Source organism: Paenibacillus sp. JMULE4, from assembly GCF_013337105.1.
Taxonomy (GTDB): Bacteria; Bacillota; Bacilli; order Paenibacillales; family NBRC-103111; genus Paenibacillus_G; species Paenibacillus_G naphthalenovorans.
Genome location: NZ_SGWF01000020.1, coordinates 279,279 through 305,953 on the forward strand (window position 1 = coordinate 279,279; position 26,675 = coordinate 305,953).

General features: G+C 52.4%; 26 protein-coding genes and 1 tRNA gene. 2 read left to right on the forward strand and 25 right to left on the reverse strand.

Features of this window, described 5'->3' with window-relative positions:
- Positions 1–110 precede the first annotated feature (110 nt).
- Both gap and EXW96_RS24155 read right to left on the reverse strand, forming a co-directional pair.
- Positions 111–1,115: a type I glyceraldehyde-3-phosphate dehydrogenase gene (gap, locus tag EXW96_RS24150; RefSeq protein WP_062410059.1), complete on the reverse strand. Its 1,005-nt coding sequence runs from the start codon at positions 1,113–1,115 to the stop codon at positions 111–113.
- Positions 1,116–1,200: 85 nt separating this feature from the next.
- Complete coding sequence (locus tag EXW96_RS24155; protein ID WP_054819206.1) at positions 1,201–2,229, reverse strand: sugar-binding transcriptional regulator; 1,029 nt, start codon at positions 2,227–2,229, stop codon at positions 1,201–1,203.
- A 270-nt stretch (positions 2,230–2,499) separates the two neighbouring features.
- Between EXW96_RS24155 and EXW96_RS24160 the strand changes: the two genes are divergently transcribed.
- Positions 2,500–2,571 (forward strand) — tRNA-Arg (locus EXW96_RS24160).
- A gap of 162 nt (positions 2,572–2,733) precedes the next feature.
- Positions 2,734–3,315, forward strand: a complete 582-nt coding sequence (clpP, locus tag EXW96_RS24165) for an ATP-dependent Clp endopeptidase proteolytic subunit ClpP (RefSeq protein ID WP_062410060.1) — start codon at positions 2,734–2,736, stop codon at positions 3,313–3,315.
- Between the two features lie 156 nt (positions 3,316–3,471).
- Here clpP and EXW96_RS24170 read toward each other — a convergent pair whose 3' ends face one another.
- The 23 genes from EXW96_RS24170 to EXW96_RS24280 form a co-directional block, all read right to left on the reverse strand.
- Entirely contained in the window at positions 3,472–5,247 is a 1,776-nt protein-coding gene (locus tag EXW96_RS24170) for a stalk domain-containing protein (RefSeq protein WP_137671224.1), read from the reverse strand.
- Positions 5,248–5,703: 456 nt separating this feature from the next.
- On the reverse strand, positions 5,704–5,973 hold the full coding sequence (locus EXW96_RS24175; protein ID WP_054819201.1) for an HPr family phosphocarrier protein: 270 nt from the start codon (positions 5,971–5,973) through the stop codon (positions 5,704–5,706).
- Positions 5,974–6,220: 247 nt separating this feature from the next.
- Entirely contained in the window at positions 6,221–7,150 is a 930-nt protein-coding gene (whiA, locus tag EXW96_RS24180) for a DNA-binding protein WhiA (RefSeq protein ID WP_074729718.1), read from the reverse strand.
- A 5-nt stretch (positions 7,151–7,155) separates the two neighbouring features.
- Positions 7,156–8,145 (reverse strand): gluconeogenesis factor YvcK family protein, encoded by a 990-nt coding sequence (locus tag EXW96_RS24185; RefSeq protein ID WP_054819200.1) that lies wholly within the window; start codon positions 8,143–8,145, stop codon positions 7,156–7,158.
- Positions 8,142–9,041, reverse strand: a complete 900-nt coding sequence (rapZ, locus tag EXW96_RS24190; RefSeq protein ID WP_054819199.1) for an RNase adapter RapZ — start codon at positions 9,039–9,041, stop codon at positions 8,142–8,144. The genes EXW96_RS24185 and rapZ overlap by 4 nt, the downstream gene beginning before the upstream one ends.
- A gap of 54 nt (positions 9,042–9,095) precedes the next feature.
- The gene (locus EXW96_RS24195) at positions 9,096–10,046 is read right to left on the reverse strand and encodes an ROK family glucokinase (RefSeq protein ID WP_074729716.1); all 951 of its coding nucleotides are present in this window, start codon (positions 10,044–10,046) and stop codon (positions 9,096–9,098) included.
- Positions 10,047–10,209: 163 nt separating this feature from the next.
- Positions 10,210–11,157: a thioredoxin-disulfide reductase gene (trxB, locus tag EXW96_RS24200; RefSeq protein ID WP_054819198.1), complete on the reverse strand. Its 948-nt coding sequence runs from the start codon at positions 11,155–11,157 to the stop codon at positions 10,210–10,212.
- An 88-nt stretch (positions 11,158–11,245) separates the two neighbouring features.
- Positions 11,246–12,985 (reverse strand): tetratricopeptide repeat protein, encoded by a 1,740-nt coding sequence (locus EXW96_RS24205; RefSeq protein ID WP_174351613.1) that lies wholly within the window; start codon positions 12,983–12,985, stop codon positions 11,246–11,248.
- 174 nt (positions 12,986–13,159) lie between these two features.
- Positions 13,160–14,110: a ribose-phosphate diphosphokinase gene (locus EXW96_RS24210; protein WP_062410067.1), complete on the reverse strand. Its 951-nt coding sequence runs from the start codon at positions 14,108–14,110 to the stop codon at positions 13,160–13,162.
- 113 nt (positions 14,111–14,223) lie between these two features.
- Positions 14,224–15,039 carry a histidinol-phosphatase HisJ gene (gene hisJ, locus EXW96_RS24215; protein WP_062410068.1) on the reverse strand — a complete coding sequence of 272 codons (816 nt, stop codon included), beginning with the start codon at positions 15,037–15,039 and terminating at the stop codon, positions 14,224–14,226.
- 93 nt (positions 15,040–15,132) lie between these two features.
- Positions 15,133–15,828 carry a bifunctional phosphoribosyl-AMP cyclohydrolase/phosphoribosyl-ATP diphosphatase HisIE gene (hisIE, locus tag EXW96_RS24220; protein WP_062410069.1) on the reverse strand — a complete coding sequence of 232 codons (696 nt, stop codon included), beginning with the start codon at positions 15,826–15,828 and terminating at the stop codon, positions 15,133–15,135.
- The gene (gene hisF / locus EXW96_RS24225) at positions 15,825–16,583 is read right to left on the reverse strand and encodes an imidazole glycerol phosphate synthase subunit HisF (RefSeq protein WP_174351614.1); all 759 of its coding nucleotides are present in this window, start codon (positions 16,581–16,583) and stop codon (positions 15,825–15,827) included. The genes hisIE and hisF overlap by 4 nt, the downstream gene beginning before the upstream one ends.
- 67 nt (positions 16,584–16,650) lie before the next feature.
- Positions 16,651–17,379, reverse strand: coding sequence for a 1-(5-phosphoribosyl)-5-[(5-phosphoribosylamino)methylideneamino]imidazole-4-carboxamide isomerase (gene hisA, locus EXW96_RS24230; protein WP_174351615.1), 729 nt, complete (start codon positions 17,377–17,379; stop codon positions 16,651–16,653).
- 81 nt (positions 17,380–17,460) lie between these two features.
- Entirely contained in the window at positions 17,461–18,081 is a 621-nt protein-coding gene (hisH, locus tag EXW96_RS24235) for an imidazole glycerol phosphate synthase subunit HisH (RefSeq protein ID WP_174351616.1), read from the reverse strand.
- Between the two features lie 3 nt (positions 18,082–18,084).
- The gene (gene hisB, locus EXW96_RS24240; protein ID WP_062410072.1) at positions 18,085–18,696 is read right to left on the reverse strand and encodes an imidazoleglycerol-phosphate dehydratase HisB; all 612 of its coding nucleotides are present in this window, start codon (positions 18,694–18,696) and stop codon (positions 18,085–18,087) included.
- Positions 18,689–19,978 (reverse strand): histidinol dehydrogenase, encoded by a 1,290-nt coding sequence (hisD, locus tag EXW96_RS24245; protein WP_054819195.1) that lies wholly within the window; start codon positions 19,976–19,978, stop codon positions 18,689–18,691. The genes hisB and hisD overlap by 8 nt, the downstream gene beginning before the upstream one ends.
- Positions 19,979–20,022: 44 nt before the next feature.
- The gene (hisG, locus tag EXW96_RS24250; RefSeq protein WP_062410074.1) at positions 20,023–20,664 is read right to left on the reverse strand and encodes an ATP phosphoribosyltransferase; all 642 of its coding nucleotides are present in this window, start codon (positions 20,662–20,664) and stop codon (positions 20,023–20,025) included.
- Between the two features lie 16 nt (positions 20,665–20,680).
- Positions 20,681–21,886, reverse strand: coding sequence for an ATP phosphoribosyltransferase regulatory subunit (locus EXW96_RS24255; RefSeq protein ID WP_074729713.1), 1,206 nt, complete (start codon positions 21,884–21,886; stop codon positions 20,681–20,683).
- A gap of 296 nt (positions 21,887–22,182) precedes the next feature.
- Complete coding sequence (locus EXW96_RS24260) at positions 22,183–22,698, reverse strand: acyltransferase (RefSeq protein WP_062410076.1); 516 nt, start codon at positions 22,696–22,698, stop codon at positions 22,183–22,185.
- Positions 22,699–22,701: 3 nt separating this feature from the next.
- Entirely contained in the window at positions 22,702–23,349 is a 648-nt protein-coding gene (ppaX, locus tag EXW96_RS24265; RefSeq protein ID WP_174351617.1) for a pyrophosphatase PpaX, read from the reverse strand.
- On the reverse strand, positions 23,327–24,367 hold the full coding sequence (lgt, locus tag EXW96_RS24270) for a prolipoprotein diacylglyceryl transferase (RefSeq protein ID WP_062410078.1): 1,041 nt from the start codon (positions 24,365–24,367) through the stop codon (positions 23,327–23,329). The genes ppaX and lgt overlap by 23 nt, the downstream gene beginning before the upstream one ends.
- Positions 24,368–24,414: 47 nt before the next feature.
- Positions 24,415–25,356, reverse strand: a complete 942-nt coding sequence (gene hprK / locus EXW96_RS24275; protein ID WP_062410079.1) for an HPr(Ser) kinase/phosphatase — start codon at positions 25,354–25,356, stop codon at positions 24,415–24,417.
- A gap of 144 nt (positions 25,357–25,500) precedes the next feature.
- Complete coding sequence (locus tag EXW96_RS24280; RefSeq protein ID WP_062410080.1) at positions 25,501–26,625, reverse strand: ABC transporter ATP-binding protein; 1,125 nt, start codon at positions 26,623–26,625, stop codon at positions 25,501–25,503.
- Positions 26,626–26,675 lie beyond the last annotated feature (50 nt).

Below are 26,675 nucleotides of genomic sequence, written 5' to 3' on the forward strand. Positions count from 1 at the left end.
CTGCTGCCTTGCGGAAACGAATGTTTGGCTAACGCTGCGGGCACACCCTACAGCCCACGATGGCGAGTTTCTTTTAAAAAGATGATCAGAGCATTACCACAATTTTAACATTACAGACCTTTTTTCGCGATAAAGTTTGCCAAATCTACAACACGATTGGAGTAACCCCACTCGTTGTCATACCAGGATACGACTTTGACCATGTTGTCGCCGACCACCATCGTGGACAGAGCGTCGATCGTGGAGGAAGCAGGATCGCCGTTATAGTCGCTGGATACAAGCGGCTCTTCGGAGTAGTTCAGGATCCCTTTCAGCGGACCTTCGGCAGCCTCTCTCAACGCAGCGTTCACTTCGTCGACCGTTACGTTTTTGCTCAATTCAACCACCAGGTCCGTTACGGAAACGTTAGGTGTAGGCACGCGCATAGCCATACCGTTCAGCTTGCCTTTCAACTCCGGCAGAACCAGGGAAACGGCTTTCGCTGCACCCGTCGTGGACGGAATGATGTTCTCGGCAGCGGCACGTGCGCGGCGGAGGTCCTTATGCGGCAGGTCAAGCACTTGCTGGTCGTTTGTGTAGGAGTGAACGGTCGTCATCATCCCTTTTACGATACCGAACTTGTCATTGAGAACTTTCGCAAACGGAGCCAAACAGTTCGTTGTGCAGGATGCGTTGGAGATGATCGTATGGGCGGATGGATCATACTTGTCTTCGTTAACGCCCATAACGATGGTGATGTCTTCGTTGGTAGCCGGCGCAGAGATGATGACTTTCTTGGCGCCGCCTTTCAAGTGAAGCTCCGCTTTTTCTTTCGCGGTGAAGATCCCTGTGGATTCTACGACGATTTCCACGCCGTTAGCTCCCCAAGGCAGGTTCTCAGGATTACGCTCGGCAAACACTTTGATCGATTTGCCGTTGACGATCAATGCGCCTTCCGTAGATTCAACCGTAGCATCCAGTTTACCGTGCGTTGTATCATATTTAAGCAGGTGCGCCAATGTGTGTACGTCTGTCAGATCGTTGATCGCTACGATTTCAACCTCCGGATTGTTAAGAGCCGCACGAAATACGTTACGGCCGATACGTCCAAAACCGTTAATTCCTACTTTTACCATAGTAATTGCCTCCTAAAAATGGTTATGATGTGTCGTCTAACGGCCGCAGGCCGCTGCAACATATGTCAAGACAGGCCGGAGCCTATCAAGATGTCAGTCGTTGTACAATGTATTGCGCCGCCGCTTCATCGGTGATAAGCACATCTTCGTGCCCGTGCTTCAGCACCGAGACAATCGCTTCACCTTTGCTTTTGCCGCCGGCGATCCCGATCACCGTATCCATACGCTGAATATCTTCCATACGGAGCCCGATGGTCGGCATTTTGTGAAGGATGCGTCCTTCCCTGTCAAAATAATACCCGAACGCTTCGGCAAGCGCTCCGTCACGCTGCAGGCTCTCTGTCGTTTCACTATCCACCTTGCGGCGTCTGGCCATGACCATAGCGTCTCCTATGCCGTGCATGACCATCCGCGCCTTGCGGATAAATTGAACAATTTCGGAGATGTGATCATCCTGCATCAGCGATTGATAAGCTTCCTCGCCCAGATGATCCGGCACGTGCAGCAGCCGATAACGGGCTCCGGCCTTCTTGGCCATCGTGGAAGCAATCGTATTCGCCTGAAGCTCCACGCTTTCCCCTAATCCGCCCCGGGCAGGAACGAACCAGCATCCCTTCATTGGATTTGCAGCCGTCAAATGGTACGCGACTTCAGCCAGCGTGGACCCTCCGGTCACGGCAATGACTTCGTCCTCCCTGACCAGCTTGCGGAGTACAGAAGCGCCGGCGCGCCCCAGTTCCTTCTTCGTGTGAGGAGATACGTCCGAATCCCCCGGTACAATAACGACCTGCCTCAAGCCATAATGCGAGCGTATGCGTTCCTCCAAATCGGTAAGTCCGAACAAATCCTTCACCAGCGGTTCGATTTTCTCAAGCAGTTCTCTTCCGGCTGCACTGATGCGCATCCCGGAGGCCTCCACATCGATCAGCCCCTGCTCTTTGAGGAAATCCACTTCCCCGCGAAGCACCCGCTCCGTCATGTTCAATGACAGTGCCAGCGTCCTGCGGCCCACCATTCCGGAAACCAGGATATAGTGAAGTATGGTATACCGCTTCTTCAAGGTATCCACCAAATCAGGGAGAAGCTGCTGTTGAATAGAAAGGATCTCTCTCATGGATTCACTCCGCTCATATATGGACGTTTTTTGTCCCGGTACTGCATTTTTAGTCCCACATCTTCCAAAAAAAGAACTAAGCACTCTCACTTAGCTGAACTTATTATACTTCAATATGTTCCTTGCTTCAAGAGGCTCCCATTCGAATTTTTTCCCATTGGCCTGCAGCCTATTCATTCAAAACTTTTTGATTTATGGAGTTGCATTTATCAGCACGATAGATTATAATAACTTTTGCTGTCACCTTGAGACAACATCCTAATTGTATATGCGCCCGTGGTCCAATGGATATGACGTAGGCCTCCGGAGCCTGAGATCAAGGTTCGATTCCTTGCGGGCGCGTTGCTGTTTTTTGGTTTACAGAATAACGGCTGCCATAATGTTTTGGCATCTTTCGAAATACTCCATCAGGAGTTTTTTTATTTTCTTTGTTTGACCTTTCTTGACCTTTGTTTGATTTTCCGTTATGATGGTTATAGTTTAAATATAAGGAGGCTGCAGCTCATGAGTTTTATTCCTATGGTTGTCGAACCTGACGCAAGAGGGGAACGCGCCTACGATATTTACTCCCGTCTGCTTAAGGACCGCATTATTTTTCTCGGTAGTCCGATCAACGATGTTGTAGCCAATTCGATTATCGCCCAGCTGTTGTTCTTGACAGCAAGCGATCCGGACAAAGATATCCATCTGTATATTAACAGCCCGGGAGGCTCCATCACATCGGGAATGGCGATTTACGACACGATGCAGTTCATCAAGCCGGACGTATCTACGATTTGCGTAGGTTTGGCTGCATCGATGGGAGCATTCCTGCTCGCGGCAGGCGCCAAAGGCAAACGGTTCGCCCTGCCAAACAGCGAAGTCATGATTCACCAGCCGCTTGGCGGCGCCGAAGGGCAAGCCAGCGATATCGAGATCCGTGCAAGACGTATTCTGAAAATGCGCGACAAGCTGAATACCATTTTGGCAGAGCGTACCGGTCAATCCGTCGAGCGTATCGAAAAAGATACGGACCGCGATAACTTCATGTCGGCGGCGGAAGCGGTATCGTATGGCTTGATCGATAAAGTGATCGAGCGCGTGTAACACCGTCGCAATGAAAAAAGTCCTGAACGGCGAATAAGCCGAATCAGGGCTTTTTTATTGGCTTTCAGTCCTTTAAACCAGCTTTTGATTCTCAGCAAAAAAGACCTTTCCCCACCGCTCTCTGAAAGCGGGAGAAAAAGGTCTTGTTGTGAACGATTATTGCGCCCGATCATCGAGCGGGTAGAAGATCAGGTCGAATGGAAGCGCAGACCCGGCCGGAGGGCTGAATTCAATATCCAACGACTCTTCCTTGCCCGTAGTTTTCGCCAAAATCTGCATACCGTCGAATGCGGTCATCACACCGGAGTAAGGAACCATACGGATTTCACCGTTGATTTTGATCGGCCCCTTAAACACCCCTCCTCTAGGAAGAATCATGACCGCCATCTTCCGCGGTTTATCCGCGTGAATTTTGTACACTACCCCATAGTTGCCGTCGTTGCGCACTTCTTGTCCACGCTGCGGATCATATCCGGGCTGGAACGGATCCGTCTTCCCATCCCCGATAACCAATCGTGACGGCGTAGTAAATGAGCTGGCATCAATGTTCCAGATCAGTTCGGAAACCGGGAATGTGCCGCGGACATGACCGTTAAACGCAAGCTTCGGAAGCTGCAATGCATTTTGTGTAATTTCCGGAGCGGTCACGAATGTAAACTGCACCTTTCCGCTTGTTTCCACATCGTAGAACAAATTCACCCCTTGATCGGGATAAAAATCCGGAAATTGCTTATATACAAATGTTTTTTGAGGCGGAATCGTCATCGTCTCGTTAATCGGATCGCCGATCAGGAAATCGACGGTTGCCTCGCTGCCGATCAAATTCGCATAAACGGAAGGCCATACCTCGCCTTTATTCGTCGTTTTGACCGTTACCGGTTTATCAGTCAGGTTGGTTGCCAGAATCGCCAGCGTCATTTTTTCTTTCGTTCCGTTAATATGATCCGCGTACAGACGTCCTTTGCCTTCAACATCATCCTGATACAAAATTCCTTGTTCGGTGAAGGTCTCCGGGCTGTCGCTGACAAGCAGCTTGCGGGAGCGGTCCTCCGTCACCTGCTTCGGCAGTTGGGGAAGTTCCCAGAAATTATTCCACAGTGTGCCCCAATCGGTCTTAATGTAACTGCCCACCGGCTTCGTGTAGATCGGATATTCCACTTTGTTCAGATAGGTTTCATTCGTAATCACAAGGTTGCGGGTATAGGGCTCGCTCTTGTTGCCGTTACGATCCCATACCGTCAGCGTAATCGGATAAGTGCCGGGAGCGAAATAGGCCTCTTCCCTGCCCTGCCACTCGTACTTTGGAAGACCTTCCGCATCCGGGTCGTAACTCAGGTCCACAAATTTGACCGGTTCACCGATCTTGTAGGTCGGCTTGGCAAACGTAAACTTGGCAACGGGGTTTGAATTGCTTGTATCCGGATTGTAAATTCCCCGCGGAGGCTTCGTGTAGAGTACATCGACCCGTTTCAGCTCATCATTGTATGTATATCTCGCCCCCATGTAGTCGGCTAGCCAAGTCAGCTTGATCATCAGCTTACCGTTCACAATCGCAGCCACATCGTCAAAATGCTGCCAGTATCCGTTAATCCACACGGATTTGTTATCAATGTCGAGCATGATATTGTAACCCGGCGTATCCATTTCAATTTGCCGTTTGGATGCAATCCATTCCACTCTCATCCCGAAAGCATCGCCCAAAAACTTGGCGGGAACGAATGTCTTGTCCTTGATGATGGTCGCCGGAGCCTCCAGCGTAACCTGCTCCCCGTTCAGGAAAGCTTCCTTCTTGTTCAGGTAGAGTAATACATAAGTCGTCCCGGAAGATATCGGCGCTTCTTGTTCCGCAGCAGAAGCCATAGGGACCGCTACAAACGACAGCAGCATCGACATGATTAGCAACAAGGCCAATTCTTTCCTTATTCGTTTCATCCTTCTACTCCTCTTTGTGCAGCTCTTTTGGTGCCGTAAGAAAACCACTAACGAACTAGGTCGTCCCTTAATGAGCGACCGTGATTCAAGGGCAGGGTTTCTTGCAATAAAGAAAGTGTTTAACTACGCTGCAAATTTATACTTTCTTTATTATCCTTAAGAAATACTTCTCATCGAAGTCTTTTCTTAAAGCCGGAACGGCAGGGTGGCACAACTCCCCGCTTCACAGGCGAGATGCTGTTTCCGAAACCGCCGGAAAGCCGAGCCCTCATAAGGCTTGTTTATGCGGATGTTTCCAGAAACAACAAAAAACCTTTTCCGGTTATAGCACGTCTATATAGACGCACGGCCCGAAAAAAGGTTGCGCTTTTTTCTGATGAATTTCTGCTTGTCCCCCCAGGTAAAATAAAGAAGCGCGCAAAAGAAAAAGCTTCCTTATCGGAAGCTTGGCAGATCTTATTGGTTCTCCAATTCCTCTTTGCTCACCAATGCGACTAAAGCGTTTACAGCCTGTTCTGCGTCCGAACCTTCCGCACTTATGTGGACTTCGGTCCCCGTACTAATGGCAAGGCTCATAATGCCCATAATGCTCTTGGCATTGACTTTCTTCTCGTCTTTCTCCACAAAAATTTCCGAAGAAAACTTATTCGCTTCCTGCACGAAAAGTGCTGCCGGTCTGGCATGAAGGCCTGTTTTTAATTTGACGACTACTGGGCGTCTCGACATGCAACCAATACCCCCTACAATCTTAATTCCCAAAGGATGAAGGGCTGAACGCCCTAAGAGTAATTAAATTTCACCGTCCTATAAAGAAGGATGGTATCCCAAAACGATTCAGAGCGGAAACCTTGCCAAAACGGTAACCGTTCTGCATTCGTTGAAAAGCGATTTTTCAGTTATTATATCATTTTTCATTAGTTTACACTAGAATTATTGATAATTTACACAAAAAATCTACATTTAGACGAATTTCTCACGATTTCCTGAGCTTTTCCGCCAGTTCATCGATTTTTCTTAAACGGTGATTGACTCCGGATTTGCTGACTTGACCCTTCAGCAGATCCCCGACTTCCTTCAAATTCATATCCGGATGCTTCAAACGGATTTCCGCAACTTCCCGGAGCTTCTCCGGCAGATTATTAAGACCGACTTCTTTTTGCAGAAGGCGAATATTATCGATTTGGCGCACCGCCGCACCGATCGTTTTGTTCAAATTCGCCGTTTCGCAATTGACCAGCCGGTTTACCGAGTTGCGCATGTCCTTCATGATCCGGACGTCTTCAAAACGGAGCAAAGCCTGGTGCGCACCGATTAAACTGAGAAACTCGATGATTTTCTCGCCTTCCTTGATGTAGAGGACAAATCCTTTTTTGCGTTCGATACAGCGGGCATTCAGGTCAAAATCATTGGCCAATTGGCACAAAGCCTGACAGTGCTCTTCGTACATCGAATAAATTTCCAAATGATAAGAAGAGCCCTCCGGGTTGTTGACCGAGCCTCCCGCCAGGAAAGCCCCTCGCAGATATGCCCTTTTGCAGCAGCTTTTCTTAATAATATCCTGCTCTATGCCCGGTGTGAACAGAAATCCCTCGGAAACAATCCGCAGCTCCTTTAAAATCTCCTGCACCTGATTGGGAACACGCACAATATATACGTTGTTCTTCTTCAGCCGCATTTTTTTGCGGACCAGAAGCTCCGTATGCACCTGAAACGTCTTTTTGAGAAGCGTATAAATCCGCCTTGCGATGGCGGCATTCTCCGTCGAGACATCCAGTACAATCTTCTGACTGGAAACCTGAACGGCCCCATTCATACGAAGGAGGGACGATAGCTCCGCTTTCTCGCAGCATTGCTCCGACTCCATCAAGGTAAGTTCTTTTTTCGTTTGGGCGGCGAAGGACATGGTAATCACCTCTTCTTGAACATCCAGCTCTCCACCAGTTGATAAATGTGCTGACTTAGCTTTTCCGCATCGTGACGTAAATAAGTTCGGAACAAGACGAGGCGGTCGGCAATGACCTTGTAGCCTTGCTTCGTCACTTCATCCAAATCCAGTTGAACGACCTTTGCGCCTTTTTCGGCATACCGGTTTTGAACCTTCTCGGGAATCTCTTCATTATTCACAATGACATAATCGAACAAATCGTGCCCGACATGATCTCGAACCGCTTTCAAATGGTCGCTCACTTTATAATCGTCGGTCTCTCCAGGCTGGGTCATTACGTTGCAAATAAACATTTTCAACGCTTGGGACGACACAATCGTCTCCGCGATCTCGGGTACCAGCAAGTTCGGCAAAATGCTGGTGTAAAGACTCCCCGGACCAACCAGTATAGCATCCGCCTGCCGCAAAGCCTCCAACGCTTCCGGCAGAGCACAAGCATCAGCCGGTTCGATCGATACGCGGCGGATGACACCGCCTGCCTGGGGAATCTTGGATTCCCCCTTCACAACGGTGCCGTCCTCCATCTCCGCGATAAGTACAATCGACTGATCCGAAGCCGGAAGCACGCGGCCGCGAACAGCCAGAACACGGCTCAGCTCCCGCACCCCGGTAACGAAATCACCGGTAATATCTCGCATCGCCGCTAACATTAGGTTACCCAAACTGTGTCCAGCCAAACCATTCCCTTTATCAAAACGATATTCGAGCAGTTGGCCCAGCAGCGGCTCCACATCCGACAACGCGGTTAATACGTTGCGGATATCGCCCGGCGGAATAATTTCAAGCTCGGAGCGTAAAATGCCTGAGCTCCCTCCGTCGTCGGCCACCGTGACGATAGCTGTAATATCCATGGGCTTCTGTTTAAGTCCGCGAAGCATGACCGACAGACCCGTTCCCCCTCCGATGACAACAATCCGCGGCCTGATTTTTCCCCTCTCATGGACAAGCGTCATTTCTTCACCTCAACCCGATCGCGTTCCGAATCCCGGTGAGTGACTCTGATCACTTCCGTTTCGCTATTGCCCATCATTTTACCTAGATATTCCGCAATCGCAACCGAGCGGTGCTTACCTCCGGTACAGCCGATACCGATGACGACTTGGCTCTTGCCTTCCTTCTTGTACTGGGGAATGAGGAAATGCAGCATATCGAGGAGCTTCGCCAAAAACTCCTGCGTCTCCGTCCATTTCATGACATAATCGTACACTTCCGTATCCTGCCCGGTGTTCGGACGTAAATGCTCCACATAATGCGGGTTGGGCAAAAAGCGAACGTCAAAAATCAAATCGGCATCAATCGGAATTCCGTATTTAAAGCCAAATGAGATTACATTTATAGATATGCCGCCTACCTCTAGGTTGGTGAAACGGGAAACGATCTTTTCTTTGAGCTGGGTTGGCTTCAAATTGCTGGTATCGATCACCTGAGTAGCCAGACCCTTTAGCTCCTCAAGCAGCTTCCTTTCCTGCTGAATGCCTTCCAGCGGCGCTCCTGTCGGAGCCAGAGGATGCTTGCGCCGGCTTTCCTTATAACGCTGCACCAGAACCGAATCCGTTGCATCGAGGAACAATATTTCATGAGTTAAAGTATAATTCTCGTTAATGAACCGAAGCGACTCCGACAGCGAAGTGAAAAACTCACGGCCGCGGAGATCGATCACAAGTGCTACTTTACCGATTCGACCTTTGGATTGCTCAATAAGCTCGGCAAATTTAGGAATCAAGACCGGAGGGAGGTTATCCACGCAGAAAAAACCCAGGTCCTCCAAGCTTTGCACCGCAATGGTTTTGCCGGCTCCGGACATCCCCGTAATGATCACCAGCTTGCCGAGAGTTTGCATTTCTTCCATGGGGTTCTTCTCCTTCCACTGCCCGGAGAAGCCGCAGGACGGCTCGATCCGGGTTTATCCCCGCAGATTAAGGCCGGCAGCGCCAACGACTCCGGCATCGTTGCCTAGAACAGCCGGGACGATGTCCACGCCTTCCTGCGCGGTTACCTGAGTATGCTCTCTGTAGTGTTTACGGATCGCGTCGAACAGGATATCGCCCGCCTTGGATACGCCTCCGCCGACGATAAATCGCTGAGGATTTAAGATAACGGAAACGGTAGCCATCGATTTGCCGAGGTACAAGGCAGCGCGGTTGATAATACGAAGCGCCGTTTCGTCGCCGGTTTTGGCTGCGTCGAACACATCTTTAGCCATGATGTTTTCTACAAGTGCCAAAGAGGTACTCTCGCCGCGTTCCACCGCTTCCTTCGCCATTCGAATAATGCCCGTTGCGGATGAGACGGTTTCCAGACAGCCCTTTTTGCCGCAGCCGCAATCGATAGCCTCAAGGTCGGGAACAATCGCCATATGCCCCAGTTCGCCGGCCATACCGGAAAAGCCTTGGTAAATTCGGCCGCGGATAATGATCCCGCCACCGACACCGGTGCCAAGCGTATAGCAAACGATGTTCGGGATACCTGCGCCTGCACCCGCCCACGCTTCGCCAAGGGCCGCCACATTGGCGTCATTATCGATTTTCACCGATTTTCCAAGCTTTTCTTCAAGAATTTTCTTCACCGGCACATTGCGCCAGCCCAGGTTGGGAGACAGCTTAACGAAGCCTTCGGAAATATCCATGAATCCGGCGATTCCCGCTCCGATCCCTGCAACCTGATCCCATGTATAATCGGACTCCGCCACCAGTTTGCGTACGTACTGCGCGATATTTTCCAACACCACGTCGGCGCCGTGCTCGGTACCGGTCGGCCCTTCGTCTGTGAGCAGCAGCTTGCCCTGCTCATTACATAAGCCCACCTTAATGGAGGTACCTCCCAAATCGACTCCGACGTATACTTGTTGTTCCATGCTTCTTAATCACCTCATAAAAATTGCCAATCTATGTTGTCCAAGACCTTTGGAGACCCGGCTCATATGCACTCTCTCTTGTTCCAACTATAAGCCAACCTCTACAAGAGGTCAAGCGAAGGCTAAAGAAAAAACGCGGAACGAAAGTTCCACGTTCAATCGATTAAAGAGACTGGCTCCAATCGTGTACCATATGCCCTTCAAGAAATTTTTCGCAATCCAGCGCAGCCATACAACCGCTGCCGGCAGCCGTAATCGCTTGGCGATACTTGCTATCCTGTACGTCGCCGCAGGCGAATACGCCTTCCACATTGGTCAAGGATGAACCCGGCTTCGTGATAATGTAGCCCAGCTCGTCGGTTTCGATTTGTCCGCCGAGGAAATCCGTATTCGGCTTATGGCCGATCGCTACGAAGATGCCGTCCGCTTCGATCAATTCTTCTTCGCCGGTTTCGTTGTTTTTCACTTTTAGACCGGTAACGCCTTTATCCCCGGATATAATCTCCAGCGGCGTACGGTTTAAGCTCCAAACAATCTTTTCATTCTCGCGCGCGCGATCCTGCATGATTTTGGAAGCCCTCAGCTCGTTTCTGCGGTGGACGATGCGTACTTCCGTTGCAAAACGTGTCAGGAAGTTCGCTTCCTCCATCGCCGAGTCGCCGCCGCCGACCACGATAATCTTTTTGCCGCGGAAGAAAAAGCCGTCGCAGGTTGCACAGGTGCTGACGCCGCGGCCGATGCTTTCCTTCTCGTTCTTAATGCCGAGCAGCTTGGCCGATGCGCCTGTAGAGATGATCAGCGATTCCGCGACAATGTCTCCAAGACCTTCTACGTTGAGCTTGAACGGACGCTCGGAGAGATCCACCTTATTGACCCAGCCGGTTTTAAATTCAGCGCCGAAGCGTTCGGCTTGTTTACGCATATTCGACATCAATTCCGGCCCCATGATGCCTTCAGGAAACCCCGGAAAGTTTTCCACATCCGTTGTGGTGGTCAACTGGCCGCCCGGCTCCGGACCTTCGATAACAAGCGGGTTCAGGTTGGCGCGTGCCAAGTAGATAGCTGCCGTTAACCCGGCAGGTCCGGTTCCGATAACGATTGACTTGTACATATGGTTTCCTCCCAATCGACTGCAACTCTTAAAGCCGCTTCCTTACGGCCGGTTGTCAGCGTATTTTTTCTATACCTTCATATTAAGGTTAAGACTCCAAGCTTGCAAATTTATCAAAGATGGCGTCCATCTTTTCTTTCAATCCGCAGGCTTCATCAATCAGCTTGGCGTTCCTGCTGACGGTAGCTACCGATACGCCGTAGCGATCCGCGGTTTCCTGATAGCTGACAGGGCGTCGGTGCATCTTAGCCGTCAGGTATTCCAGGGCGGCTGCCCAGCCCTCCACTTTCGTGATTTTGGGCACGTTCGGAAATACTCTTGATAAGTATTCTACCCAAAGCGTTTGTAAATCGTACTGCTGCACCATATCGTAGCGGCGGAACATATACCGCATCGCCGTCTCCATCACCAGCTGCCATTTGGGATCCCATATCGGAAGCCCCGGAGCAAAAGGCGACGGGGCCACCGTTGTCTGATTCCCCTCCAGCACGGCCGTCAGCGGTTCTTTCACGCCGATACTGCGAAGAACGAAGATAGCCACCTTCTTCAGATAGTCATCCTCGCCCGGTTGTCCGATAAATTCAAGCAGCGCATCCTTCACCTCGTCATCGGCGATCAAGCCGAACGCTTGAATGACCTGCAGCTTCGTATGCGCATCTCCATGCCGCAACGCCCAGAAAAAGGACGAACGCACCAACGGATCGCGCTTCAGGTGATCCGGCAAGCCGTTCTCCGTACGCTCGATTCCCCGAAACTGCTCCTCAAACGGCATATGATAATGATAGCTGACAGGCGGCTTCACCGCTTCGTCCCAATTCTTATTGAGCAAATTAAGATAGAACCTGGGAATTTCCGAACCGGGGTCGAACTTCGCCGCCTGCCGCCACCAGCGCTCAGCTTCCTCATAGCGGCCCGTATTGTATGCGGCTACGGCGGTATAGTGACACAAGCAAGGATCCGGACCCGTTTCGCCGGTTTTCAACAGACGCTTGAACAGCAAATAAGCCTTCTCATGCTCGTTCAAAATCCCCATAGTGGTCGCCAGCTTAAACGCATGATCCTGATGGAAAGGATACGTTTTGCGCAGCACTTCAAGCAGCCCGGCCAGACCCGCCTTATCACCGAAATGCTGGTAAAAAATCGCCAGATTGCACAACGCATGCAAATTGCCCGGCTCCAGCTCCAGCACTTGACGAATCATATCAACCGATTTTTCAAAGTGTCCCATGTAATAATAGGCCAACGCAAGGTTATTGCGCGCAGCTATGAAGTCGGGATGCTTGCGGATAATTTTCTCCAGCACCCGCACCGCTTCCGAAAAACGGCCCTCCTCCAGCATCGAACGCGCCCGGTCGTGCTCGAACAGCCCTTCCCGGCTCTTGATCGTCGTCAGCTTGGTGGGACGGTCGAGCTCGTAGCTGAGCAGCTCCATCATTTCTTCGGATTCTTCCAGAAACTGTCCGTTGGGGTCATTCTCCAGGTAATGGATAATCGCTTCTTCGGCCAGCTCGTAATTCTCCATATTGGCAAAATTGTTCGCCATATAAAAATAGCATTCCGTCATCGTAGGGTCGATCCGATCAAGCACATGCTGCAAAATGCGGTTGGATTCCTCATAATTTCCCATCTCGGACAGAAGCCCGGCCAGATTGCAATGATTCACCGGGTTTTCCGGTTCATATTCGGCCGCGCGACGAAAATACTTCAATGCCTTATCATAATGATAACGGTCCAAGGACTTAACGGCTTTTTCGAAAAAGAACGTGGCATCCATTTTCATCGGTACGATATTGCTGTGCTTGGGCGTCGCACGTTTTTTCTTCCCCATAGTAATAAGGCACCTCCGTAACCCGACCGGAATTCATGAGAAACCCTTCCTGAATATCCATTCGCAAAGTGCTCTCTAAATCGCCGGAGTAATATTGATTCTTAAGTATACCACAAGATGACCCCAAACTGTTAGTTCCTGTTTGTCGGGGTCATCCGGTAAATGTATTATAAGTTATACACCGCCATATTTAAACAAAGAGCTGAGCGATCCGCCGGACATGATGATGTTGATGGCATCCGACAGCAAAGTGGCCACGGACAATACTTGGAACCGGGCCGAATGATCTTCCGGAATGGCGATGGAGTCCGTAATCACGCATTCCTTGATGTTCGGATGATCCAGACGCTGCAGCGCCGGTCCGGAGAACACCGGGTGTGTCGCACACACGTAGGCATCGTTCGCCCCGCGCTCCTTGAGGCCTTCGACAACGTTGACGATCGTCGTTCCCGTATCGATCAAATCCTCAATGATGATCGGGGTTCTTCCTTCAACTTCTCCGATGACATGCGTGATAACCGCTTCGTTGTGAGCGGGTCTTTTTTTGATCATCATAGCGAACGGCGCGTCAAGAATGTTGGCCATTTTCTCTGCAGTCGTCGCCCGTCCCGCATCCGGCGAAACGATGATCGGATTGGGAATGTTTTTCTTCTTAATGTAATCACTGATCAAATCCAGTGCCGTCAAATGGTCCACCGGAATGTTGAAAAAGCCTTGAATGGCCGGAGCATGCAGATCGATGGTGATGACGCGGTCCGCACCGGCTGTAGTCAGCAGGTCCGCCACCAGCTTCGCCGAGATCGGTTCCCGGGGCGCCGCTTTTCGCTCTTGGCGGGAATAACCATAGTAGGGAACGACAAGATTGATCGTTCTCGCCGATGCCCGTTTGGCGGCATCCATCATAACGAGAAGCTCCATGAAATTCTCATTGATCGGATGGGAAAAGGTCTGCACTAGGAACACGTCGCAATTCCGGATGCTTTCCTCATAGAGACAGTAGATTTCCCCGCTTTTGAAACGGGACAGCTTGATCTGGCCGAGCGGTACATCAAGCTCCTTGCAAATGCGCTCCGCCAATCTCGGGTTGGACGAACCCGAAAAAATCTTCATTTTGTCGCTGTACATGGTTACCTCCGCTTGTGCTTATGTTACGTGGGTCATCAAACGACGCCGCAAGTATTGCAAAAAATGGTATTTTACATCATTTTAATAAAGCTACTACCCTATTATACATCATATTAGGGGAATCCAATAGGCATCATTAGCCGTTTCCGGCCTTTAAATGTGGCTAATTCTTTAAAACCGACATCACGAAGCAGATCCACCGCCTGGTCCAGATACTGTCCCAGCCGCTCCGGCTGGTGAGCGTCCGAGCCGATCGTGAGCGGAATTCCCAGCTCCAGCGCATATTCCAGCATCCGGCGGCTTGGAAACATTTCGTTGACCGGCATACGCAGACCGCTGGCATTCAGCTCGATGGCCATGTCTTGTGCTTTTACCGCTTCCAAAACTTGGCGTTCGAGGTGCTCCACGCTTTGCTCCGGCTTGAAGCCGAACCTCTTGATCACGTCAATATGCCCGATATAATCATAAAAGCCTGTCCTGACGGCTTTACCTACTGCATCATAGTACTGTTCGTACACCTCGTAGGCGTCCCTCTGCTTCCAGCCGTCGGTTTGCCGGTAGTCGGTAATGTCCCATTCACCCAAAAAATGCACGGACCCGATAACGTAATCCCAGGGATACGCTTGAATGATCCGCTCGATGTCAGCCTCGTAGCCTTCGATATAGTCTCCTTCGAGCCCTACACGAATGTCAATGCGGTCTTTATATTTCTCCCGCAGCATGAACGCTTCCTCAATATATTTCGGCAGTTCTTCCATCGGCATGGCCATGCCGGGATAATAGGCGGCCGGATCTACGTGCAGCAAGGGCATGTGATCGGACAGCCCGAGCTGGGTGAGTCCGATCTCAATGCCCTTCAGCACATAGTCCTCCAGTTCACCCGACGCATGGCCGCATCTTACATGGTGCGTATGATAATCAATGCGCATAGAGCGATTCTCCTTGCCCGGCCAGCGGTTCCATGTTCTTCCGCTGAATTGCCGTTAAGTTGTTCTTCCAATGAGCTTTGATCCCAAGCTTATTTACTTGTTGTGACGGCGGTCCAGCTCTTTCATCAGCTCATCCAGCGGCAGCTTTCTCTCGCGGAGCAGCACCAGGAGATGGAAAATCAGATCGCTGGCTTCATAACGCAGCTCGTCGTTGTCCCGGTTTTTAGCTGCGATGATGACCTCCGCCGTTTCCTCGCCGACCTTTTTCAAAATCTTGTCGACGCCTTTCTCGAACAGATAGGTCGTATAGGCCCCTTCCGGACGCTCGGCATCGCGCTGTGCAATGACGGATTCCAATATGCCCAGCATCGCGAAGCGGTCCTTCACGACTTCTTCATCAGACCCTATCTTCTCCGCCTGCCCGGCCAAAACGCCGACGCGTACATCGTGCTGAAAACAGCTGTAGCGTCCCGTATGGCAAGCCGGACCGGTTTGGTCCACCTGCACCAGCAGCGTATCTCCGTCGCAGTCGTACTTCAGCGATTTTACCTTCTGGATATGCCCGCTTGTAGCGCCTTTATGCCACAGCTCCCCACGCGAACGGCTCCAAAACCAGGTTTCGCCCGACTCCAGCGTAGCTTTCAGCGAATCCTTGTTCATATAGGCCATCATCAGCACCTCTTTGCTGGCCGCATCCTGAACGATGGCCGGCACCAGGCCGCTTCCGTCCCATTTAATCGCCGCTAACAAGCTTTCCAAGTTATCCACCGACGTTTGTTGTCCACTCATCGGATCTCCACTCCTTTATTTCTAAGGTCGTCCTTAACCTCTTCAATCGTTATTTCTTTATAATGGAAAATCGTCGCAGCCAGCCCCGCATCCGCTTTGCCTTCTGTGAACACCTCGTAAAAATGCTCCTTCCTGCCCGCTCCGCCCGAGGCGATGACAGGAATCGTCACCAGCTCCGACACCGCCTTCGTCAGCGGGAGGTCAAAGCCGTCCTTCGTACCGTCCGCATCCATGCTTGTGAGCAAAATTTCTCCAGCCCCGAGCTGTTCGATCCGCTTCACCCACTCCAGCGCCTTGATGCCCGTACTGTTCCGTCCGCCGTGTGTAAATACCTCCCACTCGCCCCATTCGGCATTGTATCGGGCGTCAACGGCCACCACGATGCACTGCGAGCCGAACCGGCGCGCACCGTCGGACACGAGCTGCGGATTTTTGACTGCAGCCGTATTGATGCCGATTTTGTCCGCACCCGCTCTTAGCAGCCGCTTCATATCGTCCACACTGGAAATCCCGCCTCCTACCGTAAACGGAATCGTGATTTCACCGGCCGTTTTTTGCACCACTTCAACCATGGTGGCACGGCCTTCATGCGAAGCCGAAATATCGAGGAACACAAGCTCGTCAGCCCCCTCGCGGTCATAGATCGAAGCCAGCTCTACCGGATCACCGGCATCGCGCAAATTCACAAAGTTAACTCCCTTGACGACCCGGCCATCCTTGACGTCAAGGCAGGGAATTATCCGTTTGGCCAGCATACCCCGCACCCCTTTCTCTGCCGTAAAGCCGCCTCGCTCTCCGGCGGGCGGCAATCGTTGAATCAGCTTATACCAGGCTTTGCGCTTCCTCCAGCTTAATGCTGCCAGTATACAGCGCCTTCCCGACGATCGCGCCGCCGACTCCCTCGGACGCGTACTGTACAAGACGCTTCAAGTCGTCGTATTGGCTGACGCCTCCAGACGCAATCACCGTTTGTCCGGACACCTTGGCCAAGTGGACGATCGCTTCCACGTTCGGTCCGCTCATCATGCCGTCACGGGAAATATCCGTAAAGATAAACGTGCGGGCGCCTTCCCGCGCCAGTTCCACGGCAAGCTCATCCGCTTTCACCGCAGACGTTTCCAGCCAGCCGCGCGTCGCGACATAGCCGTCGCGCGCATCCAGACCAATGGCCACCTTCTCACCGTGCTTGGCGAGTACGCGGTTCACAAAATCACGGTTTTCAATCGCCGCCGTACCGAGAATAACACGCGATACGCCTAGCGAAAGCACGTGATCCACGTCCTTCTCCGTGCGCAAGCCGCCGCCGAGCTGCACCGGCACCTGAACGGACTTTGCGATTTCACCGATCAGCTTGTCATTCACGGGATAGCCCGCCTTGGCTCCGTCAAGGTCGACCAAATGAATCCATTTCGCCCCTTGCGATTCCCAGGCTTTGGCCACTTCTAGCGGATTTTCATTGTATACCGTTTCCTGGTTATAGTCCCCTTGAATCAGACGAACACACTTGCCGCCGCGAATATCGATCGCGGGATAAATAACAAATGAAGACATGGACGTTCCTCCATCTCAGAGTCTTATAGGGTACAAGCCGCCATCAGACATTCGTGCTTCGCTGTATGGCAGCCTGATTGGCTACGTTGCAGCCTGTTTCTTGACGCACATATTCAGAAAGTTGCCGAGCAGCCGCATGCCGACAGCCCCGCTTTTCTCGGGGTGAAACTGCATGCCGTACACGTTGCCGCGGCCGACAATAGCCGTGACCTCCTGATGGTAATCGGTCGTCGCAAGCAGGTCTTCCTTCCGCTCGGGAAGCACATGGTAGGAATGGACGAAATACACATGGCCTTCTTCCAAACCCTGAAGCAGCGGATTCGACTGCTTGAACGACAGCTTGTTCCAGCCCATGTGCGGAACCTTGAAGCTGCCCTGGAAGCGGACGACTTCGCCCGGCAGCAGGTTCAATCCTTCATGCACGCCGTATTCCTCGCTCCTGCTGAACAGCAGCTGCATGCCAAGGCAGATCCCCATCAGAGGCTTTCCGCTTTGCGCGTAACGTTTCACCGCTTCATCCAGCCCGGCATTGCGCAGATGCTCCATCGCATCGCCGAACGCGCCTACACCGGGGAGGATGGCTCCTTCCGAATCCAGCAGCTCGCGCTCGTCCGCCGTCACCAAGGCGCTGTAGCCAAGACGCTCCACCGCCGAACGGACGCTGTGCAGATTGCCCATTCCGTAATCGATGATCGCGATCATGGCTTACAGTACCCCTTTCGTGGACGGAACGCCCTGCACGCGCGGGTCGATGCTGGTCGCTTCGTCCAGAGCGCGGCCAAGTGCCTTAAAGACCGCTTCGATCATATGATGCGTATTGTGCCCGTAATGCACGATAACGTGCAGCGTAATCCGGGCCTCCAGCGCAAATTTCCACAGAAACTCATGTACCAGCTCCGTCGTGAAGCTGCCCACCGTTGCCGATGGATACTCGGCGCGATATTCCAGATGGGGACGGTTGCTGATATCGATCGCCACCTGAGCCAGCGCTTCATCCATCGGAACAAACACGCTTGCGTAGCGTTTAATTCCTTTTTTGTCGCCCAGCGCTTCACGCAGCGTCTGTCCGAGGCAGATGCCGATATCCTCTACCGTATGGTGATCGTCGATTTCCACATCGCCCCGGGCGTCCACCCTGAGGTCGAATTGGCCGTGCTTCGTAAACAAATCGAGCATATGGTTCAAAAACGGTACATCGGTCTCGATCTCGGATACGCCCGAACCGTCGACAGAAAAAGCCAGTTTAATGTCCGTCTCATTCGTTTTGCGCGCGATTTCAGCCCGGCGCCCCGCTGCCTGAAAGTCTTGTTCAGCCACGAGTATTCCCTTCTTTCTCCAAACGAATTTGAATTGCCCGCGCATGTGCATCCAGCCCCTCATGACGGGCGAGCGAAATAATTTGACCGCCGTCCCGCAGCAGCGCTTCCTTGCTGTAATAAATGACGCTCGACTTCTTTATGAAATCGTCCACGTTAAGCGGTGACGAGAACCGTGCCGTGCCATTGGTCGGCAGCACATGGTTCGGTCCGGCAAAATAATCGCCTACCGGCTCGGAGCTGTAAGGCCCAAGGAAGATCGCTCCCGCATTCTCGATCCGGCTTAAATATTGAAACGGTTCCCGCACGATAATCTCCAGATGCTCCGGCGCCAAGCGATTGACTGCATCAATCCCCTCTTCAAGGTCAGATACCGTAAGAATCGCGCCATAATCGCGAATCGATCTCGCGGCGATCTCACGCCGCGGCAGCTCGTTCAACTGGCGTTCCACCTCTGCGCGGACCGCTTCGGCCAACGGCTCCGATGTCGTGATCAGAATGGCCGAGGCCATCTCGTCGTGTTCCGCCTGAGAGAGCAGATCCGCAGCTACGTAGGCCGGATCCGCACTATCGTCGGCCAGCACGACAATTTCGCTCGGCCCGGCAATGCTGTCGATATCTACGGCGCCGAACACATACCGCTTGGCCAGAGCTACATAAATATTGCCCGGCCCGACGATCTTGTCCGCGGCTCGGATCGACTCCGTCCCATAAGCGAGCGCAGCTACGGCCTGAGCTCCGCCCACGCGGTAGATTTCGCCGACGCCCGCTTCCGCCGCCGCTACCAGAATATGCGGGTTGATGCCCACAGCCCCTGCGGTGGCCGGCGGGGTCACCATCACGATCTCCGGCACTCCCGCGACCTGTGCAGGAATGGCATTCATCAGCACCGAAGAAGGATAAGCCGCCTTACCGCCCGGAACATACAAGCCGACCCGCCTCAGCGGACGGATCACTTGGCCGAGGATGGTGCCGTCGGCCTGCAAATCCATCCACGAGGAACGCATCTGCTTCTCATGGAATTTTCGAATATTCACTGCGGCCGCACGAATGGCCGACAAAAACTCCTCGTCCACCTCGTTGTAAGCGGCCTCGATCTCCTCTTTCGTCACGCGCAGCTCGTCCACGCGGACACCGTCAAACTGCTGCGCGAATCTCCGCAGCGCCGCATCCCCGTCGCGGCGCACCTCTTCGATGATCTGCCGGACGCTCTCGTTCTGCTCGGGGGAGCCGTACTCGACCTCCCGCTTCAGTGAAAATTTCGATGCAGGCATAATTCTCATGTTCCCTGCCTCCTTCTGACAATTCGTTGCGGATGATGGGATGGTTATCCCTTTGCCGTCACCGCGGCGATCACCGGCTGCAGCCGATCGCACAGCCCTTGAATAGCGGCATTTTTCATCCGGTAGCTTACCCGGTTCGCAATCAAGCGGCTTGTGATCTCAAAAATCTGCTCGTGCTCTGCCAGACCGTTTTCCCTTATCGTTCCGCCGGTTTCCACCATATCTACAATCCGGTCCGCCAATCCGATCAATGGAGCCAACTCAATGGAGCCGTTCAGCTTGATCACCTCGACCTGCTGTCCCCTTTCGCGGAAATACTGCGAAGCCACGTTCGGGTATTTCGTCGCTACCCGGGGATTCAGCACAGGCTTCCAGTCCGGCAGCCCGATCACGGACATGCGGCATCGCGCAATGCCGAGATCCAGCAGCTCATAGACATCCCGGTTTTCCTCCATCAGCACATCCTTGCCGACAACTCCGATATCTGCAACGCCGTACTCGACGTAAGTGGGTACATCGACCGGCTTCGCCATAATGAATTCCATCCGCGCTTCCGGTACGGCGATAATCAGCTTGCGCGAGTCATCCGCATCCTCGGGAATCGCTAAGCCCGCTTCGCGGAACAGCTTGGAGGCCTGTTTATAGATACGCCCTTTGGGCATCGCTACTTTCAATAAATCCTGCATGCGTATCGCCCCTCCTTTACTTCACAAACTCAAAGACATCCTGATAGACCGTCCCCTGTACGCGGAAGGCTCCGTCATCCAGCGGCTGTTTGTCTTTTAGTCCGTCCTTATGATCCAGCAGTTTGGTCTCCACCATCAACCCTTCGCGTGAACGCAGCGCCAAGGCTTCCTTAAGCGCCGCTTCGCGATGCTCGGCGGTGTAAGCGACAAGCACTCTCCTGGCCGTTGCGCTTGATGCGCTTTTCCCGACTACCTCTAAAATGCGGTTCGTCTTCAGCGCGAATCCGGTGGCCGGCGCCGGACGTCCAAACTGCGACAGTAGATTGTCATAGCGGCCGCCGCTGCATACGGGAAAACCAAGGTCTGCGGCATATCCTTCAAACGTCATGCCTGTATAATAGGAGAAATCTCCGATCATCGTCAGATCGATTAACACATGCTCACTTACATGATAAGCCTTCAGCACATCCCATATCTCACACAAATGAGCGATCGCACGTTCGGCTACAGGATCATGCGTCACTTGCTGCGCCAGACGGCAAATCTCCTGCCCGCCGCGCAGACGAAGAACGCCTTCCAGCTTCTTTTGCACCTCTGCCGGCAGCCCGAGCGCTTTAATCGTCTCCCGATAACCTACATAATCGCGGCTCAGGAGGCAGTCCTTTAGCGCCCGCTGAGCATCCGGACGCCCTTCCAGCATCTCCTGGAACAATCCGTTCAAGAATCCCACATGGCCAAGGGCGATCTTGAACTCCTTCACGCCGGCAGCCTGCAGGCACGCCACCGCCAGCGCGATCACTTCCGCATCCGATTCGCTCGAATCGTCGCCTACCAGCTCTACACCGGTCTGGAAAAACTCCGCATCCCGTCCCGCTTCCGCTTCAATGGCCCGGAAAACATTGGCATGATACGACAGGCGCAGAGGAAACGGATGTTCCCTCAGCAGCGAGGATACCACACGGGCAATCGGCGCTGTCATGTCCGATCGCATGACCAGCGTTGTTCCATTGCGGTCGAGCAGTTTGAACAGCTTTTTATCTTCCGTGGAGCTCGCGACTCCAACCGTATCGTAATATTCCAAAGTAGGCGTTATAATTTCTCTGTATCCCCAGCGCTCCATACACTGCAGCACTTTGAACTCAATGCCGCGCAGCGCCGCCGCCGCCTCGGGGAGATAGTCCTTTACGCCTGTCGGCTTTTCAAACACCTTCGGTTTGGACATCGGTCTTCACCCTTACTATTCATTAAATGATATTGGATTCGGTTCATCTTTGAGTCATCCATCTATTACTTTAGTCCGCTAATGTGCTACCATACTACCAAGATAAAGAAGACACTCGCTAGTTTACCACGGAACCCCCGATTCGTCAATGATCGGGAAACAGGTTCGGATGCCATCTGCTTATAATGAATGAAGGGAGCCAACGGCTTCCGGCTCCCAACTTCCCCTGACTGTTATCGATTGCCGGTTGAAGGAGCCGCATTGGGGAAACCGGCCCTTCTCCCGCAGGATGAAATTTATTCCATATTTAAGTAAACCGGCTCTTTCCGCACATCCTCACGGATCACCCGCAGCGGATTACCCGCTACGAAGCTGTACGGAGCCACATCTTTATGGACCACCGAACCCGCCCCAATAACGGCATGATCCCCTATCGTGACACCCGGTAAAATCGTCGTGTTCGCGCCGATCATTACATGGGAACCGATGCGCACACGCCCAAGCCGATACTCTTTGATTAAATATTCGTGTGTCAGGATGGTGGAGTTATAGCCGATAATGGTATTGTCGCCTACCTCAATCTTTTCGGGAAAAAAGACATCCACCATCACCATCAGCGCGAAAGAAGCCTGCTCCCCCACCTTCATCCCCAGCACCCGGCGGTAAATCCAGCGCTTCAGCGGCAGGGAAGGAGTATATCTGGATATTTGGATGAATATAAAATTGCGAACGGCCTTCCATCGGCTGATCGTGCTGTACATTTGCCACAGCGAGTTCGGCCCTTCTACCGGATACCTGTCCGTTTGTCTCACTGGCTACTTCCCCTCGACGCCGGCAAGCGGCAAAATTTCACGAATATCGTCAATGATATAGGTCGGCTCATACCGCTTTAAATAATCTATCCCCTTCAACGACCAGGAAACACCCACAGAACGAATGCCTGCCTGATGCGCCGCTTCGATATCATAGTGGCTGTCGCCGACCATTATCGCAGCCGAGGCGTCCGCTTCAAGGTCACGCAGCGCCTTGCGGATGCCTTCCGGATCTGGCTTGGGCTTTGTCACATCATCTACGGTCACAATCGTACCGAACAAGTCGAACATGCCGGTCAGCCTAAGCCCCATTTCCATCGTTCGGCGGATTTTGCTCGTGACCACGCCCAGCTTCACTCCCGCGGCATGCAGCCGCGCCAACGTCTCCCGCACATACGGGAATTCTTTAACCAGCTCGTCATGGCGGCTGATATTAAATTCCCGGTACTTGGCCACCAAATCTTCCACCTGTTCCCTTCCGGAGAAATACACCATCTGTTCGATCAACGGCCGTCCCATGTTCGGAACAATGCGTTCACGCGTCAGCGGTTCAGGCCCCACCCCTTCAAACGTATGTAGAAAGGATTGAATAATCAGCTCATTCGTATCGATAATGGTTCCATCCAAATCAAACAGTATGGTTCGAATCATTCTTCTGCTCCTTCGTCTTGCCGTCTTGACTATGACCACCGGCCGTTGTCTCGGCACCGCCTGCTTTCGTATCGTCAGAGACCGGCGCCCCGGATCGGTCCGGTTCTTCCCCGATCCGATAAATCGGATCTGAGTAACGTGCCGCAGCGGCCCCGCTCCGGCGGCGGACCACGATCAGTGTAATGGCGGCAAGAACGATCAACAAGGCCAACAGCTGAGATATGCGCACGTTGCCGCCATAGGTCAAGTAGCCCTGCTCGAAGCCAAGCAGCTGCATCGGGGACCAAAGCCCGTTCATCAGCTCGGCCAACCATGCCGGTCCCGTGAAATCAAGGCTGTCGGTCCGCAGCGCCTCAATGAAAAAACGCCCAGTCGAATACCAGATGAAATAGCTTAAAAAGAGCTCTCCCGCCCGCATAAACGATTGTCTCCGCAGCACGAGCAGCAGAAGAAGCCCCACGATGTTCCATACCGATTCGTACAGAAAGGTAGGATGGTAATACCGTCCGTCGATCAGCATTTGATTCACGATCCAGTCCGGCAGATGCAGGTTTTCCCGCAGGAAGGCTTCCGTCACCGGTCCGCCGTGCGCTTCCTGATTCATGAAGTTTCCCCATCGGCCGATGGCTTGACCGACAATCAACCCCGGGGCGCAAATATCGGCGATTCGCCAAAATGAATACCCTTTACGCCGAACATAAAAAAACGCAGCAGCGATCGCCCCGATGAGTGCGCCGTAAATGGCAATGCCGCCCTCCCATATTTTGAACACATCCCACAAATTGTCCTTATAATCGTCCCATTGGAAGGCTACATAATAAATCCTTGCGCCAATGATAGCCGACGGCACTCCGATCAGGACCAAGTCCATAAAAAAATCGGGGGACATCTTGAACCTTTTCCCCTCTTGTATGGCAAGCACCAGCCCTATCAGAGCAGCCGTACCCAGAATAATACCGTACCAGCGAACGCTCAACGGACCAATGGAGAACGCAATCGGATTTATCGCAAGAAACATTCTTAAACTCCCTTCCACTTACCTTCCTAATGATGAGCAGTACAATTCTATTCCAAATCGTCCATATCTTCGTTCAGCGACTCTGTAAGCTTATTTGTAAACTGCAGCGCGGCATTATATCCCATTCGCTTCAGCCTGTAGTTCATAGCCGCCACTTCGATGATGACCGCCAGGTTACGTCCGGGTCGTACAGGGATCGTAACCAGCGGAATGTCGGTATCGATAATGCGCGTCGTCTCCTCGTCCAGACCCAGCCTGTCATACTGTTTATCCTGCTGCCAAATCTCCAGTTTGCAGACCACCGAAATTTTCTTTGCCGTCCTTACGGCGCCTGCCCCGAACAGCGTCATCACATTAATAATTCCGATCCCGCGGATCTCGAGCAGATGCCGAATCAGCTCAGGAGCGTTCCCGATCAGTTGATTGTCTGCCGTTTGCCGGATTTCCACCGCATCGTCGGCGATGAGCCTGTGACCGCGCTTGACCAATTCCAAAGCCGTCTCGCTTTTGCCAATGCCGCTGGAGCCGGAAATCAGCATACCAATCCCGTACACATCAACCAGTACCCCGTGGATTGTCGTCGAGGGCGCAAGCCGGTTCTCCAGAAATCCCGTCAGTCTGCTGGCCAGGATGGTCGTCGCCAGATTCGTCCGCATCACGGTAATATGATGTTCGTTTGCCGCCGCGAGCAGCTCAATCGGCGCCTCCATCCCGCGGCTGATAATGATACATGGCGTTTCTTCCGGCGAACAAAGCCTCTGCATCCGATCCATCCGTTCCTCGGAAGACAAGCGGTCAAAGAAGGTAAGCTCCGTCTTTCCCAGAATCTGGACCCGATCGTGCGGGTGAAATTCATAATAGCCGGCCATCTCCAAGCTCGGCCGGTATAAATCGGCTGTTGTAATCGGACGCTTTAGCCCTTCTTCGCCGCAAATGATTTCCAAATGGAACTCCTTCACCAAATCGGATACTTTCACTTTTTTCGGCATCGTGCTCTTTCTCCTTTTTATCCCAATATTCTCATCCTAACGAAATCCCGCGCATAAATCAACCGGAAGAAGCTGCCCTTTCGTTCACGAAGATTCAAAAAAAGGCCAGCCCATCAGGGCTGACCTTTTGAATCATTGCTGCGATTAGGAATGAAGCAGGATGGAAGCAGTCGTATCTTTATCGAAGAAATGAACCTTGTTCATATCGATAGCGAGTTTCACGTTCGAACCTTCTTTAAGGCCTGAACGTCCGTCTACACGGGCTACGACGCTTTGTGTACCGATACCGTTCAGGTACAGGAACATTTCATGACCCAGGTTCTCGGCCACCTCGATATAGGAGTTCACGATGCTGTTCGGTGAAGCTTCCATAAAGATGGCTTCTTCGTGAAAATCTTCCGGACGAACGCCCATTACGACTTCCTTGCCTACATAACCTTTTTCACGCAGGATTTTTGCTTTTCCTTCCGGCACCTCTACATCGATACCCGTAGTTTTGAAATGCAAGCTTCCGCCCTGATCTACAAATCCGCCGTTGATGAAGTTCATGGACGGGGAACCGATGAAGCCTGCTACGAACATATTCACCGGATGGTTGTAGATTTCTTCCGGCGTAGCCGCTTGTTGAATAACGCCTTTATCCATAACGACGATCCGGTCGCCCATGGTCATGGCTTCCGTTTGGTCATGCGTTACGTAAATCACGGTCGTCTCAAGACGTTTGTGCAGTTTGCTGATCTCAGCACGCATCTGTACGCGCAGCTTGGCGTCCAGGTTGGAGAGCGGTTCGTCCATCAGGAACACTTGCGGCTCGCGGACAATCGCACGACCCAAGGCAACACGCTGACGCTGACCGCCGGAAAGAGCCTTCGGCTTGCGGTCCAGCAAATGCTCGATGTCGAGAATTTTGGCCGCCTCGCGTACACGGGCGTCGATGTCGGCTTTCTTGAATTTACGGAGCTTCAAACCGAATGCCATGTTTTGATACACGTTCATGTGAGGATACAACGCGTAGGATTGGAAAACCATCGCGATGTCACGGTCTTTGGGTGCTACGTCATTCACCAAACGGTCGCCGATATACAGTTCGCCTTCCGTAATTTCTTCCAGACCGGCGATCATGCGAAGCGTAGTTGACTTACCGCAGCCGGAAGCGCCTACGAGAACAAGAAATTCTTTGTCTTTAATATCAAGATGAAAGTCCTTCACCGTTGCTTCTTCAGCACCAGGATATCTTTTAACGACGTGGTTTAAACGTACACCTGCCATGATTAATTCCTCCTGCGAGTTAGTATCGTGATATGGTTAAATCATACCGT

What these genes read in the sequence shown, in the direction of transcription:
- EXW96_RS24170 (WP_137671224.1), bottom strand. Translation starts at nt 5,247, where the DNA reads ATGAAACGAATAAGGAAAGAATTGGCCTTGTTGCTAATCATGTCGATG.
- EXW96_RS24205 (WP_174351613.1), bottom strand. Translation starts at nt 12,985, where the DNA reads ATGGGGAAGAAAAAACGTGCGACGCCCAAGCACAGCAATATCGTACCG.
- hisG (WP_062410074.1), bottom strand. Translation starts at nt 20,664, where the DNA reads ATGCAGGATTTATTGAAAGTAGCGATGCCCAAAGGGCGTATCTATAAA.
- EXW96_RS24195 (WP_074729716.1), bottom strand. Translation starts at nt 10,046, where the DNA reads ATGGAACAACAAGTATACGTCGGAGTCGATTTGGGAGGTACCTCCATT.
- hisJ (WP_062410068.1), bottom strand. Translation starts at nt 15,039, where the DNA reads ATGCGCATTGATTATCATACGCACCATGTAAGATGCGGCCATGCGTCG.
- EXW96_RS24185 (WP_054819200.1), bottom strand. Translation starts at nt 8,145, where the DNA reads ATGACGCTTGTCCATGAGAGGGGAAAAATCAGGCCGCGGATTGTTGTC.
- clpP (WP_062410060.1), top strand. Translation starts at nt 2,734, where the DNA reads ATGAGTTTTATTCCTATGGTTGTCGAACCTGACGCAAGAGGGGAACGC.
- EXW96_RS24175 (WP_054819201.1), bottom strand. Translation starts at nt 5,973, where the DNA reads ATGTCGAGACGCCCAGTAGTCGTCAAATTAAAAACAGGCCTTCATGCC.
- hisH (WP_174351616.1), bottom strand. Translation starts at nt 18,081, where the DNA reads ATGATCGCGATCATCGATTACGGAATGGGCAATCTGCACAGCGTCCGT.
- gap (WP_062410059.1), bottom strand. Translation starts at nt 1,115, where the DNA reads ATGGTAAAAGTAGGAATTAACGGTTTTGGACGTATCGGCCGTAACGTA.
- hprK (WP_062410079.1), bottom strand. Translation starts at nt 25,356, where the DNA reads ATGCCGAAAAAAGTGAAAGTATCCGATTTGGTGAAGGAGTTCCATTTG.
- ppaX (WP_174351617.1), bottom strand. Translation starts at nt 23,349, where the DNA reads ATGATTCGAACCATACTGTTTGATTTGGATGGAACCATTATCGATACG.
- hisIE (WP_062410069.1), bottom strand. Translation starts at nt 15,828, where the DNA reads ATGAGTGGACAACAAACGTCGGTGGATAACTTGGAAAGCTTGTTAGCG.
- EXW96_RS24255 (WP_074729713.1), bottom strand. Translation starts at nt 21,886, where the DNA reads ATGTCCAAACCGAAGGTGTTTGAAAAGCCGACAGGCGTAAAGGACTAT.
- lgt (WP_062410078.1), bottom strand. Translation starts at nt 24,367, where the DNA reads ATGTTTCTTGCGATAAATCCGATTGCGTTCTCCATTGGTCCGTTGAGC.
- hisF (WP_174351614.1), bottom strand. Translation starts at nt 16,583, where the DNA reads ATGCTGGCCAAACGGATAATTCCCTGCCTTGACGTCAAGGATGGCCGG.
- whiA (WP_074729718.1), bottom strand. Translation starts at nt 7,150, where the DNA reads ATGTCCTTCGCCGCCCAAACGAAAAAAGAACTTACCTTGATGGAGTCG.
- hisD (WP_054819195.1), bottom strand. Translation starts at nt 19,978, where the DNA reads ATGAGAATTATGCCTGCATCGAAATTTTCACTGAAGCGGGAGGTCGAG.
- hisA (WP_174351615.1), bottom strand. Translation starts at nt 17,379, where the DNA reads ATGTCTTCATTTGTTATTTATCCCGCGATCGATATTCGCGGCGGCAAG.
- trxB (WP_054819198.1), bottom strand. Translation starts at nt 11,157, where the DNA reads ATGTACAAGTCAATCGTTATCGGAACCGGACCTGCCGGGTTAACGGCA.
- EXW96_RS24280 (WP_062410080.1), bottom strand. Translation starts at nt 26,625, where the DNA reads ATGGCAGGTGTACGTTTAAACCACGTCGTTAAAAGATATCCTGGTGCT.
- EXW96_RS24210 (WP_062410067.1), bottom strand. Translation starts at nt 14,110, where the DNA reads ATGTACAGCGACAAAATGAAGATTTTTTCGGGTTCGTCCAACCCGAGA.
- rapZ (WP_054819199.1), bottom strand. Translation starts at nt 9,041, where the DNA reads ATGGAAGAAATGCAAACTCTCGGCAAGCTGGTGATCATTACGGGGATG.
- EXW96_RS24155 (WP_054819206.1), bottom strand. Translation starts at nt 2,229, where the DNA reads ATGAGAGAGATCCTTTCTATTCAACAGCAGCTTCTCCCTGATTTGGTG.